Annotated in this window: 9 protein-coding genes; 8 read left to right on the top strand and 1 reads right to left on the bottom strand. The window is 35.8% G+C overall.

The genetic code is table 11. The features are described from left to right. The 3 genes from COJ46_RS08740 to rlmH all read left to right on the top strand — a co-directional run bounded on the left by COJ46_RS08740 (position 1) and on the right by rlmH (position 1,732). A complete protein-coding gene (locus tag COJ46_RS08740) occupies positions 1-795 on the top strand; it encodes an MBL fold metallo-hydrolase (RefSeq protein WP_097976443.1) in 795 nt (264 codons plus the stop codon). A gap of 206 nt (positions 796-1,001) precedes the next feature. Continuing rightward, positions 1,002-1,193, top strand: coding sequence for a CxxH/CxxC protein (locus COJ46_RS08735; RefSeq protein WP_387325021.1), 192 nt, complete (start codon positions 1,002-1,004; stop codon positions 1,191-1,193). Positions 1,194-1,252: 59 nt separating this feature from the next. Next, positions 1,253-1,732 carry a 23S rRNA (pseudouridine(1915)-N(3))-methyltransferase RlmH gene (gene rlmH / locus COJ46_RS08730; protein ID WP_097976445.1) on the top strand — a complete coding sequence of 160 codons (480 nt, stop codon included), beginning with the start codon at positions 1,253-1,255 and terminating at the stop codon, positions 1,730-1,732. Between the two features lie 124 nt (positions 1,733-1,856). On the opposite strand, the gene COJ46_RS08725 is transcribed toward rlmH, so the two are convergent. Beyond that, positions 1,857-3,344 carry a DNA/RNA non-specific endonuclease gene (locus tag COJ46_RS08725; protein ID WP_176527930.1) on the bottom strand — a complete coding sequence of 496 codons (1,488 nt, stop codon included), beginning with the start codon at positions 3,342-3,344 and terminating at the stop codon, positions 1,857-1,859. A gap of 769 nt (positions 3,345-4,113) precedes the next feature. Between COJ46_RS08725 and COJ46_RS08720 the strand changes: the two genes are divergently transcribed. The 5 genes from COJ46_RS08720 (at position 4,114) to COJ46_RS08700 (ending at position 18,872) form a co-directional block, all read left to right on the top strand. Continuing rightward, on the top strand, positions 4,114-5,577 hold the full coding sequence (locus tag COJ46_RS08720) for a WD40/YVTN/BNR-like repeat-containing protein (RefSeq protein WP_286145496.1): 1,464 nt from the start codon (positions 4,114-4,116) through the stop codon (positions 5,575-5,577). A gap of 443 nt (positions 5,578-6,020) precedes the next feature. Next, positions 6,021-14,066, top strand: a complete 8,046-nt coding sequence (locus tag COJ46_RS08715; protein WP_098565833.1) for a S8 family serine peptidase — start codon at positions 6,021-6,023, stop codon at positions 14,064-14,066. Between the two features lie 626 nt (positions 14,067-14,692). Continuing rightward, a complete protein-coding gene (locus COJ46_RS08710) occupies positions 14,693-16,192 on the top strand; it encodes a malate:quinone oxidoreductase (RefSeq protein WP_097976452.1) in 1,500 nt (499 codons plus the stop codon). A gap of 407 nt (positions 16,193-16,599) precedes the next feature. Continuing rightward, positions 16,600-17,850 (top strand): ABC transporter substrate-binding protein, encoded by a 1,251-nt coding sequence (locus COJ46_RS08705; protein ID WP_097976454.1) that lies wholly within the window; start codon positions 16,600-16,602, stop codon positions 17,848-17,850. Between the two features lie 83 nt (positions 17,851-17,933). Next, positions 17,934-18,872, top strand: coding sequence for a carbohydrate ABC transporter permease (locus COJ46_RS08700; protein WP_176522542.1), 939 nt, complete (start codon positions 17,934-17,936; stop codon positions 18,870-18,872). The last annotated feature ends 53 nt before the right edge of the window (positions 18,873-18,925 follow it).

The following is an 18,925-nucleotide window of genomic DNA, read 5'->3' as shown; positions in this document are numbered from 1 at the left end:
ATGAGTCTGCATTTTAGTGTACTTGCAAGTGGAAGTACCGGAAATGCGTTATACGTTGGGACGGAGAAAACTAAGCTTTTAGTTGATACAGGACTAAGCGGTAAAGCGATGGAGTCTTTATTTAAAGAAATCAACAGGGATATAAAAGAAGTTTCCGGTATTCTAGTCACGCATGAGCATAGTGATCATATTAAAGGACTTGGAGTTCTTGCCAGAAGATATCAAATCCCAATTTACGCGAATGAAAAAACATGGAAAGCAATGAACCATTTAATTGGAGAAATTCCAACAGAGCAAAAGTTCATTTTTAACATGGAAACGACGATTCAGTTTGGGGATATACAAGTTGAATCATTTGGTGTATCACATGATGCTGCTGAACCAATGTTTTACGTATTTCATCATAATGAGAAAAAATTTGTTACAATTACGGATACAGGCTATGTAAGTGACCGAATGAAGGGGATCATTTCTAACGCAGATATGTACATTTTTGAAAGTAACCATGATGTCGAAATGCTACGCATGGGTAGATATCCATGGAGCATTAAACGCCGTATTTTAAGCGATGTTGGTCACGTATCAAATGAAGATGCTGCACTAGCAATGTCAGATGTAATTGGAGATAAAACAAAACGTATTTATCTTGCTCATTTAAGCCAAGATAATAATATGAAAGAGCTTGCCAGAATGTCTGTTACACAAACATTAGAGGGAAAAGGATTTGAAGTTGGGATGCAATTTGAAATTCATGATACGGACCCTCAAAAACCAACAGATATAGTGTATGTATAAAACAAAGCGCATACTTAAGGGGAGAGTTTACTTTCTCCTCTTTTTTTTACGTTAAAAAATTATAAATTGGGCAGCAGGGAGTAGTACTCGACGTAGTAGCCAATTTTAGGAATTAGGTATAAGTGCAACTACGCCTCTGACTTCGCCTAAAAGGCTCGTCAATGGACGAGTTTTCTTTATGTGCTAAAAAAAGGAGCTGTGTATAAGTGGAAAAAATAATTTTAAGCTGTGATGAGCATATAGAATGGGCTCTTGACGATTTTGTGGATAAGTACAGTGAAACACCACTGTTGAATAAAGTCGAAAAAACGCATAATATATCCACAACCTGTGAATATTGTCAAAATGATGCCATATATATTGTATCGAACATAGATTCCCCCACTAAATGTGGATAGAAATTGTGGGTATGTGGATAACTTTTGTGTATAACTTGTTCGTAAAGTGAGGATATAGTGTGAATATCTCAATTATCAGTGTTGGAAAGTTAAAAGAGAAGTATTTAAAGATGGGGATCGATGAATACATAAAACGATTATCTAGTTATGCCAAAATGGATATAATCGAAGTCCCTGATGAAAAGGCACCAGAGAATTTAAGCGAGGCAGACATGCTAATCGTAAAGGAAAAAGAAGGCGAAAGGATTTTAAGTAAAATAGCAGAAGACGCTTATGTAATTGCATTAGCAATTAAGGGGAAGGAACATACGTCTGAATCACTAGCCAAAAAAATAGATCAACTTGCCACATATGGAAACAGCAAAGTAGCATTTGTAATTGGTGGGTCATTAGGTCTAAGTGATGCGGTAATGAAAAGAGCGGATGATACATTGTCATTTTCAAAAATGACTTTTCCCCATCAATTAATGAAGTTGGTTTTAGTTGAGCAAATCTATCGTTCATTTAGAATTAATAGGAATGAACCTTATCATAAATAGAAATAGTTTATTTTAAAATAGAAAAGGGAATGTGCTACCAAGAGTTTTTTGGATCACATTCCCTTTTCTATGTATTTAGTCTAATTTTCCATCATAAGTGAAGAAACTATTATCTTATCTAGACTTAATTTGTAGGACCATTGTCAACGCTAGCTTCTACGGCACTTTGAACGTTAGCCGGCACCGAGGATAGGAAGTCATAACCAGTCATAGACTCAATTGAATCTACACTTACTCTATAGTAGCTCCAAGGGTGACTAGAAGTTGTTTGATCATTCGGTAGCACTACAGCTATTACCCTCGTAGAAGCTGTAACTCGACTTAAATCATTATTCCCATTAGGTAATACAACGACCACTTTCCAGGTTTTTGCTGGTACGACAACGCCATTCCCAACAGTAGTCTTATATCCATTAGACCCAGCGCCCCCGGATCCATAGCCTCCAGATATTACATATAATTCGTTTCCAGCTGATACAAGTGAACGACTATACTCCTCTAAATTAGCCCAAGTAATTTCGTTGTTATTTGGAGCTTGAGGAATCATATTGCTCATTAGAAAAGTTGCTGAATTATTAGCAACAGTAGATGTACGGTCAGCAGATGGACACATGTGACCTCGATCAAATCCGCTTCCTGAAAATTCACTAGCAGTAACTTGATACCACCCTGATGGCAATGTAGTATCCGCACGGAAGTCATCCTGACGAGCAGCACTTCCAAGATCAGACGAACCTACATGCCAGCTAACCCAGTTAGGCTCGTGTTTGCTATTATTGTAAGATAAATCGTACTGAGGTTTAACCATCAAATAATTATTAGAGTTAGATATATTATTTGTAGCACCACTTGGATTCCCTAATCCGATATGATCATTATCAGTGCCAGTTTGTGTTTCTGTTGAAGGTTCCGCTATAGAAGACGAATTTTGAGGAACTAGACTGCTTGTAATGACAAAGTCATTTGCATTATTATCCGTGTCCCAACCATTCCCTTGGCCTTGGGCAGTTCCACCATTGTTGTCCTTACGTTCTATACTTGTCGTAGCAGAAAGAGTACCTACTGGTGTAGTTTCAGAATCATTTGCAGAGCCGAAACCAACAAAATCTACCACATTAGAATTTGTCGAACCTGATACCGCTGTAGTAACTTTTGCTAGTGCAACTTTTCCGCTGCTTGCACTTAAATTTATTGTACCTGTAACATCTGCAGCTGGTAGATCAACAGTTCCGCCACCACCACTTGCTTCTTTAATTAAATAATACTGATGTGACCCAATACTACCTGTCAAATTTGTAATGTTACTGAATGTACCAGTTGAAGAAGCATATTGGATAGACCACCCAGAAAGACTAACACTTGAATCTGTAGGATTATAAAGTTCAATATAATCATTTTTGTAGGAAGTACCACTATTACCTCCTCCACCGTAAACTTCGCTGATAACAACATGAGTTCCAATAGCAGCCTGTGCAGGTTTCGTAAATAAGTTTCCTAAAGCACTACTAAAAAAAACTAAACTAGAACAAACGAGGTAGGCTGTCTTTCTTTTTAAATTTTTCTTATTTTTTTCAGAAAATATTGTGTTTTGTACCATTCGACTTTCTAACATAAAATAAAAACCTCCTACTAAGTTTTGAAAAAATATTGACAGAGTAATTGAAACAACCCAAAAATAAGAACTTGATCCATTCATCGTGTATGCTTGGGGGGAAATAAAATAGTAGGTGTCCTAAAGATGGTGTACTGGTTGAGGAGCCTTGTGGTACCGTGGACCCTGGATTATAGAGAAAAATGGGCTAATAGGATAATTTTTACAAGAAAAATAAAAAAATATGTTTATTAGGGCAAAAAAACTATTAAAAAATACCAATAAAAACGTTAAGCACCTCCTAATAGTATTTTCCGAATTCAATTTTGGCTCAAAGATAAATGGGCCAACTATTGCGTATTCACATAAAAAACTACGAATGACTTAAATATGAATTGCATTTTCATAGCCTAATTCTACAATACCATATTATTTTTTGGAAAAATTTAAATTATTTGTAAATAAATATCTAACTTTTATTAAGTACATTAAATGGCTATTTTTAAATAATTGATTCAAAGAAATCCCCTTTAGAAATTACGAGCGGGCAACATTATAAAAGAAGCCTAAGTCTGTATTAATTTAAGACGATGATTCGAATACCTAAACATAATAGTTTAATTTCTTAATCTAATATAATTCAGATCTAGCACTCCTGTTCAAATAGGTGTGCTTTTTTTATTTAATGAGACAAAACTGTAGATTACGAGTCATGCAGAAATTCAGGAAAACAAAGTATACTTAGAAAGGATGAATAGAACGACAATTTCAATTAGGGGGGATCTATAGATTGAAGGGAAAAGTAAAAAGAATACTTATAACATTCATAACAAATCCGATTTTCTTAATTGGATATTGGGTTTTTGGCCTAAAGTTAGCTTCAATATGCAAGTATGGAAGGATCGATAAAAATCTACCTATCTTATTAGTAAGCGTAGCCTTATTAATATTGGTCATTTTATTTACCATAATAAAAGTTGTAAAAAGTAGCGAGCGTAAACCGGATAAACTTACAGACTTAAAAGCATGGAAATTGATTTCTATTGTCTTGTTTGTTGCAATTACATTATTTTACGGAGCGAACATATATAAAAGTGGGACTAATTTTGGCGGTAAACTTGCGTGGTATATAGAACGATTAAAAAACCAAAGATCAATTAAATTTGAGCATAACAATATCTATCAATATGGTGTAGAGGGTATTTTTGAAGATATAAATAATAAGCATACATTGCCCAAAAAACTATATATGGAAAATAATTTTTCCCTTAAATTTAATTCAGATGGATTAATTACATCCTTTGATACATTTGTTTATGGAAAGAATGACAATGGAAAAGAAGAAAGCTTTCTAATAACTTATGATAAAAACAAGTCAGAAAATATTACCGTATATTTACACGGGTATGCCGCGCCTAATTATAATGACGACAAACTGTTAGACCCTTTAATTGAAACTACTAATGTGATTCCAATTAAAAAAGCAGTTAGCAAATGGAATGAAAGTCAGTATGGATTGATCTATTACGGTAAAAGAAATTGGAGCTACAATCCAAATGGAATCATTAATATCGATAAGGATGGAAAAGAATATAGTCCGGAAACAGCTAGTACTGAAATAATTGGCTATACAGTATCCTTATTTGTCCCTGGAGTGGATAAAGAAATTACACCTGCTAGATATAACTTAATAGGCAATCCAAATTGGAGCAAACCATCTACTACCCCAAACCAAGCTACTTCAGAAGATAAGAAAAACGAGCAAACTAATACAAAAGAACAGTTTTTTCTATCTAAAGAAATTGGTTATAAACTAAATGTTGCGGATAAAGCACTAGGAAGCACATTTTATTCATTAAGCAAAACGACTGATGGTGGAAATACATGGACTATTATTAATAATGACCCATACAGCGGAACAGTTGGAGGTGCTTCGGGAATTGTCTTTTTGGATGACAAACTCGGATTTTTAGGAGCAGTAAATCCTTCCGGTAATGAAGGCGCATTATACCGCACAGATGATGGGGGCAAAACTTTCAAAAAAATAAACTATACACCTCATGAAGTAAAGTTAAATAATGAACAGACTATAAAACCTTTTGACACACCAAGTATGCCATTTATGATGGGCGGAGTTTTAAGTATGTTGGTTGGTCAAGGTTCAGATGGGGATTATAACGGGAATAGTAGCGAACGTTATCAATCAAAGAATAAAGGGCAAACTTGGAAATTTGTCCAGGAAATAAAAAAATAGATTGAATTAGAATGTAGAAAGATCTCTCAAAAAATTGAGAGATCTTTTTTATGTTCTTAACTTGCGAGTAGAGACAGAATCACAAGGGAAAAAGCTGAAAAGGATTACTAATTTAATCCCAAAAATGTAAATCTATAAAATTTGTAGAATGACAATTCACAAATTCCCCCAAATCCATTCATATAAAATACTTATATAAAACAATAACAACGGGAAGATTACTCCAAATTTTTAACAAAATCTGACAAAGTTCTTTCTGCACTTTATGCTAAATTTCCCCAATTTACTGTCTATAATACCCCACTTATAATGAAGAATGGCAATTAATTTGTCATAAAATTTTAAAAACTATTAAAATTCAGTCATCAAAGGAGGAGAAATGGTTAGGGGGGAATAGAGCTTTTGCTCTATCTATTAAAGTAAAGAAGGGAAATGAGAAAGGTATGAGCCATCGTAAAATGAAAAAGATGGTCATGTCAACGTTTCTTGCAACTTCCACACTGCTAGGATACACAGTTCCGGCGTTTGCCATGACAGGTGGAACAACTGCAAATGATAGTAAAGCTGTCCAATCTGACAGTAATAGCAAACTTGACTTGACTCAAACGCAACAATTACAGAATTTATACTTGGAGAAACTTAAGTTTAATCCAAAACTTCTAGATTCATCGGATCAATTAGACTTAATTGTTCAATTTAATGTAGATCCAGCTCCAATTCAAATGCTATATCAACAAAAAAATGAATCATCTGGCAAAATTGCCGTTAATAAGGAAAGTTCAACAGCGATCACACTTGAAAGTGCTCAGCAAAATGTTAATGAAACTCATAGCAATTTTAAGTCTTTTGTTAGTGGTTTATCTAAATCATTAAAAAGTGCTGGTGAGACTAGCTCAATTAAAATAGGAAGAGAATATACACAGGTATTTAACGGATTAGCTGTAAAAATACCAAAACAAGCACTCAATGATCTATTGGCTTTACCATACGTTAAGAGTGTTTATCAAAATGTTAAATATGCTCCAATACCGGCTTCACAAAATATTGATGTTCCTGATAGTGTTACAGGTGACGGTAAGGTTTCCTCTCAAAAATCAAATCCAAATTTACTGCCTAATACACGCTCGGAACGTAGTACCACACAAGCAACTAATGGTACTACTAGTAGCCCTACTATATCAGGAAATTCAGTCGAACCTAAGTCTGGTACTGTCACAACTCCAGGCCCAGAAGGCCCACAATCTGGTGAAACAGCTGTTCTCGATTGGATGAAAATCCACGACCTTCAAAATGAAAATATTACAGGAAAAGGCGTAAAAGTTGGCGTTATTGATACAGGTCTTGACTATCACCACCCAGATCTTGCGGGTGAGTATCAAGGTGGTAAAGATTTTGTAGACAATGATAACGATCCGATGGAAACTGTTTATTCTGACTGGCTTGCTGCAAAGAATGCAAATGACGCTCTTCCACCAAACCAACAAGATCCAAACTTCCCGACAGATTATCATAATTATATTACTTCTCATGGGACACATGTAGCAGGTACAATTGCAGGTCAATCAAGAAATAGTTCTCCATATGCACTTAGAGGTGTAGCGCCAGAAGTGCAATTATATGCTTACCGAGTTTTAGGTCCTCATGGTGGTACGGATGAAGCTGTTATCGGAGGAATTGAACAATCGTACAAAGATGGTTGTCAAGTAATTAACCTATCACTAGGTGCAGAATATAATGATTCGTTATCTCCTAATTCAGTAGCAATCAACAATATTACTGACCTTGGTGTTACGGCTGTTGTAGCTGCTGGTAACGCTGGTCCAGGCGCTGGTACATTGGGAACACCGGCTGCAGCTGCAAAAGCAATAACTGTAGGAGCGATTGCTGCACCAAAACAAGTTCCAACTTTTGACATACATTCTTATGGAACGTCAGAGACAGAGTCATTTGCTATTACAAATACTCGCTTAATTGGGAAAGATTTTTCAGAATCAAATACAAAGCTTAGCGGATCAACTCAGTACGACCTTGTAGATGCTGGATACGGTACACCTGCTTGGTATGATAATCTTCGTAACAAAAATATAAGCGTTAAAGATAAAGTTGTACTTGTAAAACGCGGTGCAGCCTCCATTAATTTGCTAATGATGTATGCAGCGAATGAACATGCTAAAGCAATGATTTTATGGAACCCATCAGATATCCCAGACCTATTATTTGATGACCAAGGCTATTACCCATTTTATTTTGGTTCAGCAGGTGGTTCTGTCTACACTTTGCAAATAGGCATGAATGATGGAACAAAATTCTATAATGCTTTTAAAGACGGTACGATTAAGAAAATCTCTATTTCCAATGCTGGTAATTTTGAAATGCCAGGGAATTCACTTGCTAGCTTTAGTTCTACTGGTCCTGTTACAGGTTCGTTAGCAATTAAACCCGACGTTGTCGCGCCAGGTGTCGACATTTTCTCAACAGCTCCTTATGATATTTGGGAGCCAGATAATAAGGGTGATTATTCATATGATTATCAAACAATGTCAGGTACATCAATGGCTACGCCTCATGTTGCTGGTATGGCAGCATTGATCTTGTCAGCACATCCTAACTACAAGCCTGAAGATGTTAAGGCAGCGTTGATGCAAACTGCTGACCCTATTGACAAACAACAAAGCGTATTCCAAATCGGTTCTGGTAAGACAGACCCATATCAAGCCGTACATTCAGATATGCAATTTAAAGTAAAGGACTTTGTTCAGTCACGTACATCAACTGATGATTCATCTAGTTCAAATATAGTGACCATTGCAAACACTACAGCTTCATTTTCGTTTGGCTATACAGCACGTTCAGAAGATGGTTCCGTTTCAAAAACTGGTGATTTATACATTACCAATAATGGTACTGCTGCAAAAACTTTCAACTCATCGAGCGCTTTCTTCAAGGATGCTTTCTTAACAGATGGAAAAGACGGTGAGGCGGAGGGAGCGAAAATTAGTTTAAGTGATGTAGTTTCGCCTACAACGGAATTAAAATCAGTCATTGTTCCTGCAGGCAAAACGGTTCATCTTACAGTAAAATTCACTGCTCCTAATTCAGCTGCAAGTGGATATTATGAGGCATATATAAACTTTGTTAACCCGGATAGTGCGAATGAAACGTACCGCATTCCTCTTGCAATTAATGTTCAAAATAGAGGTGTTGATTTCAGGGTTCAGAGAAAAGCAATAACGTTATCTGGAAAGAAAAACTTTAATCCTAATACGTATGCAGTAATCCCAACATCATGGGCAGAACTTAGAATAAAAAGTCAAGTTGACCCTTCCTATGGAATTAGACTTTATGTGATGGATTTAGCCAGCAAAAATTATATTGGTTATATTACCACTATTAACCCAGCTAGTATTAGTCAAGGTAATTTAACGTATGTACCTTTTTTGACAAACGGATTTTACTATCCTTATAGTGCACCTATTTCCAAGGATGACCCTAACCTAGCTGTAAAACTTACACAACAAATGCAGACACAAAAGACAGTTGATGAAGGTGGATACAATATACAACTTAGAGCATTAGATGCTTCCACAGGTAAACTTTATGAACAAAACAGTACTGTTTATGTTGATAATACACCTCCAACATTACAAATGGATAAAGGCAGTGAACCAGGCATTTATGAAATTGATGCTGATGGCCCTACAACAGACGGCGCACTGAAATGGTTCTCAGGAAAAACTTACGACTCAAACGTTGATTATATGAAGAACGTTGGTAAAGAAACAGCAGTTCCTGCACCACCAAATTATGACACTGATACGAAAGTTAGCCAATCATTAGGTCAAATCGATGGTATGCTTGGAGATTCAAATTCTGCTCCTTATGTCAATTACTTCTTAAAACCTAATGATGACGGAACATTTAAGTTTGGAATATCTAAAGAGGACCTTGTAAATACGAGTGCCGACAATATGAAGGAAAATTATGGGGTTATGTTCAGATTTTATTCAGAAGACTACTCCTTCGCAGGTAATATGGATACTACAGCAAAATATTATTACTTTGTAAAAAAAGGAAATGAATATGTCGTTAATAGATACTCACGTCTGGATTCACCAGGATCGACAACATTAAATGGAGTTGACCCAGCTTTCCTTGCTGACAAAACATTAGTTTCGAATGGTGATAACTTTAAATCAACGCTATCAGTCAAATATCCTAAAAATCTCGTTGGTGGTAAATTCTGGGTAGATAAACTTGACTATGCAGAATTAACAGATGTTGACTTTAGTGATCAATATAAAGCATTTTTAGCATCTAAAGGAATTACTACTGAGAAAAGTTGGATCCATCAAGATTACGATATAAATGGTGATTATATCTTCAGTTTCAATCTTCCCCAAGCTGTTCAAGCGCAAGGTGTATTGAATACAGAGGATACTATGAGTGGTGGAGTGGCACAGGAAATGCCTCTTATTGATTTAAAACATAAAGTAACGAACGATGCCGGACTAGATACAATGTACCCTCAATGGTCTGCTCTTGTACCGGAAATTTCAACGTATAATGATGGCAAGAACGGAACTGATCGTGTCCCTACTTTCCAAGATAAATTCGTTTATGTTAGGGGCGGAGCATTTATTAGCGGTACCGTTAAACCAGAAGGCTTCCAAAATTATACGACATCGAGTGTATATGGAAGAACTACCCCGATAACAGCTGATGGATCAGGTATCGAGATAAAATTTGAAGATCCTAATACAGGTGGTGTTTCTAAATCAATACCAGTTGCACAAGATCCAACTGGCGCTGCTTCTAGTTTAAATCAGGGAATCGTTCAAGCGGGCTTATTTACAACAAGTCTTCCTATGCCAGCAGGTACTAAGCCATACAATGTTACAATGAAAATACCAGGACACTTCACTTACTATGGAAATTTAACAATGACAAGCTCAGGACAATTTGGCTATTCAGCAGGAGGAACTTATTCTGTTAATGGTACAGTTATGCTTGCGGGTGACATAAATGGTGATGATGTAATTGATATGAAAGACATTGAGGCAGAAAGTACTGCATACAATGCTTATGTTACAACACCATCAACTTATACAAGGGCAGCTGACTTTAACTTTGATGGCTCAATTGATTATTCTGATTTTGAATATATCATCAAAAATATCGGTAAATATAATACAACTGCTCCGAATGCAGACACATTAGCTGGAAAAATTGTAACGACTACAAGTAAGAATATTACTTTAACAGGATTTAATACGATACCAAGTGGTTCGGATCTAACTGCATTTAACACTGTTATTAAACCTGTACCATATATTAAAACAAGCGACAGCAATGCTTTTGTTAATTACGGTAAAGTAAATCCATTCCAATTGTTCTCTATTAGTTATAAAACACCAGACGCAAATGGAGCTACTACAATTGCACAAATTGATGATACGGCTTGGAGAAATGCAGTGGATGGGCCTGGAGGGCAAATCTTAATTGATGGTATTGATCGTAAGTCATCTACGAATATCTATAATGGTGTATCAACGAATTCAATTATTGACAAGGTTGTTTCTAACAAAGGCCAATATGAATTTGATCCTACATTATTCGCAAAATCTGGTGTTCACACGATCGTGTTCAAAGCTCCAGGCTATATGGATCGATTTATGAAATTTAAAATGCAAGATGGTGTTGGTAATAGTTTTACACTAACTGCACCAAATAATGTTAATACAATTGGTAAAGCACTAACGTTTAGTCGCCCAGACACGACTGGTTCAACAGCTGTACATTATCGTGATATTTGGCAGCCTAATATTACTTCAATCACTTTGACTGATCCGAAGGGTAATGTTGCAAAAGTCTTCAAAGAGGATGAACTTGCTGGACTATTTAATCAAGTGACACCGGCAAATGCAACAACGTTTAACTTTACAATCCCAGCTGGAGTTTTCTCAACACCATCGATTCCGAGTGGAACAGGGGGATTTAATGATTGGAAGATTGAGATCGCAGCTGATAATTTCGCTACTTATTCATTCTTACAAAGAATTAATGCGTTCTCTGCACCAACATTGACAGCTGAACCAAATCGATACTTTAATGATAGCAATTCAAATCCAATTTCGATTGGAGTTGGAGCAACGAACGATACACAAGCTTGGAGAGATGCGATTAAAGCTATTCAAGTAGGTGGTATAACGATTAATAGAGTAGATTTTGAAACGAATAACATTACAGTAGGAGCTCCTGGAACACCAATCAAAATTGATAAGTCACTAATTACAGCACCAGGAAGCATAGCAATTAGTGTTATTGCATCAAATTATCAAATAGCGACAGTTAATCAAGCTTTCTATAAACAAGGAGTAACACTTACTAGTCCAACAGGTACTATTTATGCTGGGAAGGACTTAGCAATGACGTTTAATCCAGGTATAACTGCTTCGGATTGGATATCTGCAGTGAAATCTGGAGGGGATATTAAGTTTGGTACTTCATCTTCACCATCAATAAAAACAAGAGTGATTATTGACGAAGCTGCGGGAACACTGACTATTCCATTTGATTTGGTGAGAACGAATGGTGGAGCAGCTGTTTCAAAGAGTTTAATCGTTACAGCTCCGGGTTATGCTGACGTTAACTTAAATACTACCGTTACACCTCAAACTGCACCTGCTATTACACTTTCTGCACCGGCAGGAACACCGCAGTTTGGTGATAAACTAACTTATTCAATTAACGGTTCGGATAATCCACTGTGGAGAAGCTCGATTTTACTTGCAGCAACATCAGATCAAACGACAGATAATGGTGATGTTACAATTCAATTATCATCAACTACATCAGTAAAACCTTATGTAACAACATCTGTATCAAATGGTACAGGATTTGTATCAATTGGTGGAAATGCAACACAATCGAATACAGCAGCAGGTAACAAAACAGTTAAGTTCATATCACCATACTTTACACCAATTACAATTGCGCAACCATTTAATCAAAGAACAGCACCAACGCCTGTTTTGACGCCAAATGGTGTAGGTAAACAAGTGATTATGACTGTACCTAAAAATGATGAAAACATGAGATGGGCAAATGCTACAAAAGCAGTTACAGGTGATATTACAGTAGGAGGCGTATCTGTTAAATCGGATGCGACAATCTCTTCAGATGAAAGCAAAATTACAATTACGTTGCCAGGCACTGCATTCCCAGCAACAGGTAATGTTGATGTTAAATTCAAAGCGTATTGTTATCCAGATACAACAGTAACTCAAGTAGTTAAGAACAATCCGCCAGTGTTTGCTTCAAAAATTGCATATATTCAAGAAGATACACCGATTACTGTTACTCACGATCAGGATTCAGCGTGGATTACAGCGAATCCAGTTGTTTCATTAAATGGTAAAGTAGTTGATCCAAGCAAGTATACACTTACTGCTAAAGACATTACATTTACTGATAGATCATTATTCAAAGATCTAGGTAACTATGAGTTTACTGTTACAGCACCTGGTTATATTGACACTGCTATTACAGTAATCATAAGTGATGATTTGTCACATATGATTACGGCGACATCGGACAGCAATGGTAACATTGATCCGGACGGAGTAATTTCGTTGAAACATGGATCTAATCAAACGTACAAAATCACACCGAATACCGGTTTTGAGATTGGAAGCGTTAAGGTCGACGGACAAGAAGTAACAGTAACAAACGGAGAGTACACATTTACAAACGTAACGAAGAATCATTCAATTGATGTGACATTTAAACAAATCGTTCATATCATTACGGCAACAGCTGGAACTAACGGAACGATTAGTCCGAATGGCAGAATTACTGCGAATTACGGAACAAGCCAAACGTTTACAATCACACCTTATGATGGTTTTGAGGTTGCAACGTTTAAAGTAGACGGTGTGGATGCACAATTAACAAACAATACGTACACGTTTACGAATGTAACAAAAGATCATACGATTAATGTAACGTTTAAACAAATCGTACACACAATCTCAGGAGCAGCTGGAAGCAACGGTACGATTAGTCCGAGCGGTAATGTATCTGTAAACCATGGAAAAAATCAAACGTTTACGATTACACCGAATAAAGGCTATGAGGTTGCTACATTTACTGTTGATGGTGTGAATGCAAATCTTACAAATAACTCTTATACGTTTACGAATGTAACAAAAGACCACACAATTAACGTAACGTTCAAGAAAATCATTTACACAATCGTAGCATCAGCTGAAGGCAATGGAACGATTAGCCCAAGTGGTGTGCTTTCAGTAGATGAAGGAGCAAATCAAACATTCAAAATTACACCTGATAAGGGTAGTTATGAGGTTGATTCGTTTAAAGTAGACGGAGTAGAAACAAAGCTAACAAATTATACGTACACGTTCACGAATATAACAAAAAATCATACAATCAGTGTTACGTTTAAACATAAAGGTAACAGTGGAAAGTAATGATTCAGCAGTAATTGACAAAGAAAGTAAGACGTTCAAAAAAATAAGTGTTGTTATATAAATAGAAAATATATTTTTTCGAACGAGGAATTAAAGGCTCATTTTGAGTCGCACTAGGCTGTCGGGAACTTCTCGGCAGTCTTTTTTTTGTGTACAAATCATTCAAATCGGAGTAAATTTAAACTAAAATTTGGTTCATTTAAATAATTTTAAAATAATAAGCAAATCTTTCCTTCAGTTATTTTATATTGTACGCGAGACAAACTTAAAATAAGCGCTTACTATATAGAGGGAGGGTTCACTAAGTAATAGCGAGTCATAATTTATTTTTCTAAAATAAGGACCTTAATGATAGATTTTTAACTTTTGTACATTGTTTAAATAGTTTATAATTATCAGATAAAGAAAAAAATTTTTTTAGGGGTGTTAATAATAGAAGTACACTATTAATTGGATATAATTAAATAGTGATATACTATTATTAAAATGTAGTTTAAATGTGTTATACTATTAATAAGATATAATTGAGACAGAAAAGGTGTGTTCCTAGGTGGTGCCTTGCTTTTTGTGACACCTAAGCAGGAAAACCTACTTTTTTGCAAAAAAAGGGGAAAAGGAAGGTTATTATGAGCAACAGACAAACTAGAACAGACATTATCTTAATTGGTGCCGGAGTCATGAGTGCGACTTTGGGATCATTACTTAAAGAATTAGCACCGGAAATGGAAATTAAAGTATTTGAGAAATTAGAAAAAGCAGGAGAAGAAAGCTCTAATGAGTGGAATAATGCGGGTACGGGACATGCTGCATTATGTGAGCTTAACTATACATCAGAAAAAGCTGATGGTTCAATTGATATTAGCAAAGCAATAAAAATTAATGAACAGTTTCAACTTTCAAGACAATTTTGGTCATATCTTGTAAACAACAACCTGATTGGTAATCCACAAGACTTTATTATGCCAATTCCTCATATGAGTTTAGTGCAAGGTAAAGAAAACGTGGAATTTTTGAACAAACGATTTGAAGCGCTTTCTAAAAATCCTCTATTCAAAGGGATGGAATACTCAGAAGACGCTCAAAAGTTGAAAGAATGGATCCCGCTAATCATGGAAGGACGCACATCTAATGAACCAATAGCGGCAACAAAAATAGACTCAGGAACAGACGTAAACTTTGGCGCTTTAACGCGTATGATGTTTGAGCATTTAGAGAGCAAAAATGTAGAGATAAATTATAGACATAGTGTTGAAGACATTAAACGCACTAGTGATGGCGAGTGGGAAGTAAAAGTGTATAATATGAGCACTGGTAATATCGATTCCCACATTGCTAAATTCGTTTTTATTGGAAGTGGAGGAGCTAGTCTACCTTTACTTCAAAAAACGGGTATCCCTGAGTCAAAACATATTGGAGGATTCCCTGTAAGTGGACTATTCTTAGTATGTAAAAATCCAGAGGTTGCCAAGCAGCACCATGCAAAAGTATACGGAAAAGCTAAAGTTGGTGCTCCACCAATGTCTGTTCCGCATCTTGATACAAGATATATCGATAACCAAAAGTCGTTATTATTTGGACCGTTTGCTGGGTTTTCACCAAAGTTCTTAAAAACAGGTTCAAATATGGATCTAATTAGTTCAGTAAAACCAAATAACGTTATGACTATGTTAGCAGCAGGCGTAAAAGAGATGTCATTAACTAAATATTTAATCCAACAAGTCTTATTATCAAATGAAAAGCGTATGGAAGAATTACGTGAATTTATTCCAAATGCTAAGAGCGAAGATTGGGATATCGTAGTTGCTGGTCAACGTGTACAAGTTATTAAAGACACTCCAGCAGGAAAAGGAACGCTTCAATTCGGTACTGAAGTAGTTAGTGCAGCTGATGGCTCGATTGCTGCATTACTTGGTGCATCTCCAGGTGCTTCAACAGCTGTTCACGTAATGCTTGAAGTATTAGAGAAATGCTTCCCTCAACATATGATGGAGTGGGCTCCAAAAATCAGAGAGATGATCCCTTCATTTGGTTTATCTCTAGAAGAACATCCAGAACTTTTACAAGAAATTCAAGCTTCAACTTCAAATACGCTTGGATTAAACGAAAAAGAGTTAGCTTATAGTTAATTTTTTTCAAATAACATTAAAGTAAAGAACCTTCAGTTGAAATTGGATTGGAGGTTCTTTTTGTTATGGTAGGAAATAAGTTATTAGGGCTAAAAAACGAAGATCATGATGAATCATGTCGATTTAAATTTTTTGAAAAATTGAAAAAAAATGTTCATGATTTAAAAAAGAGGTGATATACTACATACAACTGGTAATGACATCATTACTAATATGATTTTATAAAAGTTATAACTGGGGGTGAATGTTTCCTTAGAAATTAAATATTTTTTGTAAGCCTTTTCACATTAACTGGTAATAACATCATGACAACGTGTTTATGGAGCACACTATTCCATATCATGTCTTTTAGAGCAACTACTGGATTAAAAGGCTATTAAACTTTTAAGAGAAAGAAGGGGAATGGGATGAAAAAGTGGTTTGTTTTGCTATTAACCTTGGCTTTAGGCTTACTAGGATTAGCTGGATGTGGCAGCAGTGATACATCAGGGGATGCAAAAGATGGAAAGGTTGAAATTACTTACGGTTTTTGGGATAAGAAGCAAGTTCCTGCGGTTGATGAAATTATAAAATTATTTAATGAAAAGTACCCTAATATTAAAGTGAAAACTGAGCTTACTCCATATGCACAGTATTTTCAAAAGTTAGAAACAGCTGCAACGGGTGGAGCATTGCCTGATGTTTTTTGGATGAATGGGGCACATGTAGTCCAATATGCGGAAGGTAAAGTAATTGTCCCTCTTAGTGATTTAGCATCAAAGGACAACTATAGTCTAGACAATTATCCTAAGTCATTAGTTAATCTTTATACAGTTGACGGAAAACTTTATGGGATCCCAAAAGATTTTGATATAACTGGATTTTGGTATAACAAAAAGATTTTTGATGAAGCAGGTATCCCTTACCCAGATAATACTTGGGATTGGAATAAGCTAAAAGAAGTAGCGAAGAAGCTTACTAATAAAGATAAGGGTGTTTATGGCTTTGCAGCTTTAATGGGTAACCAAGGCGGATATTATGATTTCATTTGGCAAAATGGCGGACATATTATTTCTGATGATGGCAAATCAGTCGGATTTGATCAACCTGAGGCTATTGAAGCACTTAAATACAACATTAGTTTTATAAAAGAAGGCATTTCTCCAACACAAGCTCAAATGACAGAAACAGCACCATCGGAGTTATTCGCTTCAGGAAAAATTGCAATGATGTTTGATGGACCTTGGATGGTTCCAGAATATAAGAAAAATCCAGATTTAAATGTAGCTGTTGTACCAAAAGGAAAACAACGAGCAGTTTCTATTCATGGATTATCAAACGTGATTGCGGCAAATACGAAGCATAAGGACGCTGCTTGGAAGTTTGTGCAATTCCTAGGTTCTAAAGAAGCAGCGGAAATATATGCGAAAACTGGTACTGTCATCCCTGCTTATAATGGTACACAAGATGCTTGGTTAAAATCTGTTCCAAATTTAAATCTACAAGCCTTTATTGATGGAGTTGACTATTCCGTTCCATTACCTAGTGTGAAAAATACCGGAGAAATCTGGCAATATGAAACAGATATCTTGAAAAAGGCATGGAGTAATGAAGAAAGTGTTGAGGATGCTGCAAAAGAATTAACGAAAAAGGCAGACGAGGCACTAGCTAAGAACTAAAAAAATGAAGAGAAGAAGCTTTCTGAAGCTAAAATTACTTCTTCTCTTTATTTCCCTTAAAAGGAGTGAATACAGTGAAAGAAATGCCTCTACAAGTTGAAGTGAAATCAAAAAGTAAACTAAAAATACTAAGCTTATCAAAGACGAGAAAACGATCAGATTATTTATGGGCATATTGTATGATTGCACCAACAATGATTGGTTTAACTATTTTCTATTTGTGGCCAATCATTCAAACGATTTACTTCAGTTTTACAGAATGGGGAGCATTTGGACAATATGAATGGACAGGATTAGACAATTATAGACGAATGCTAGAAGATTCTAACCTATTACAGTCGTTTAAAAACACAGGCATTTATATCGTTTTTACGGTTCCGATTGGTATTTTTTTATCGATTCTTATAGCAGTCCTCTTAAACCAAAAAATTAAGGGAAAATCTGTTTATCGCACCTTGTATTTTTTACCTGTTATTACCATGCCAGCAGCAATCGCTATGGTTTGGAGATGGTTATATAATTCTGATTATGGACTCCTAAATTATCTTTTATCCATCTTTGGAATAAAAGGTCCACAATGGGTAAGTGATCCAAAAATTGCACTGTATTCAATTATTGTAGTAGCAATTTGGAGTGGACTTGGTTACAACATGGTTATTTTTCTTTCAGGACTACAAGGGATTCCAAAATCATATTACGAAGCAGCGGAGATAGATGGTGCAGGGCCAATCAAGGTCTTCTTTAAAATAACACTACCGTTACTTTCCCCGATTATATTCTTCGTAACAATCATGTCCTTTATTGGGGCGTTCCAAGTGTTTGATTTAATTTTTATGATGATTGGGAAAAGCAGTACAGCACTCGAAAATACTCAATCAATTGTGTACTTATTTTATCAGCATGCATTTGTGTTAAATGATAAAGGTTATGCTGCTGCAATTGCAGTTTTACTATTAATCATTATTTTAATCATTACAGCGATTCAAATGGTTTTACAAAAGAAATGGGTTCATTATGATTGAAGGAGGAGTAACCATTGGAGAAAGCAAGATACCAGATCACAAGTAAAACAATC

It is taken from the genome of Bacillus sp. AFS077874 (genome assembly GCF_002566505.1).
Classification (GTDB): domain Bacteria; phylum Bacillota; class Bacilli; order Bacillales; family Bacillaceae_G; genus Gottfriedia.
Note: the sequence above shows the minus strand (reverse complement) of the source record. Positions and strands in the feature narration are given on the sequence as shown.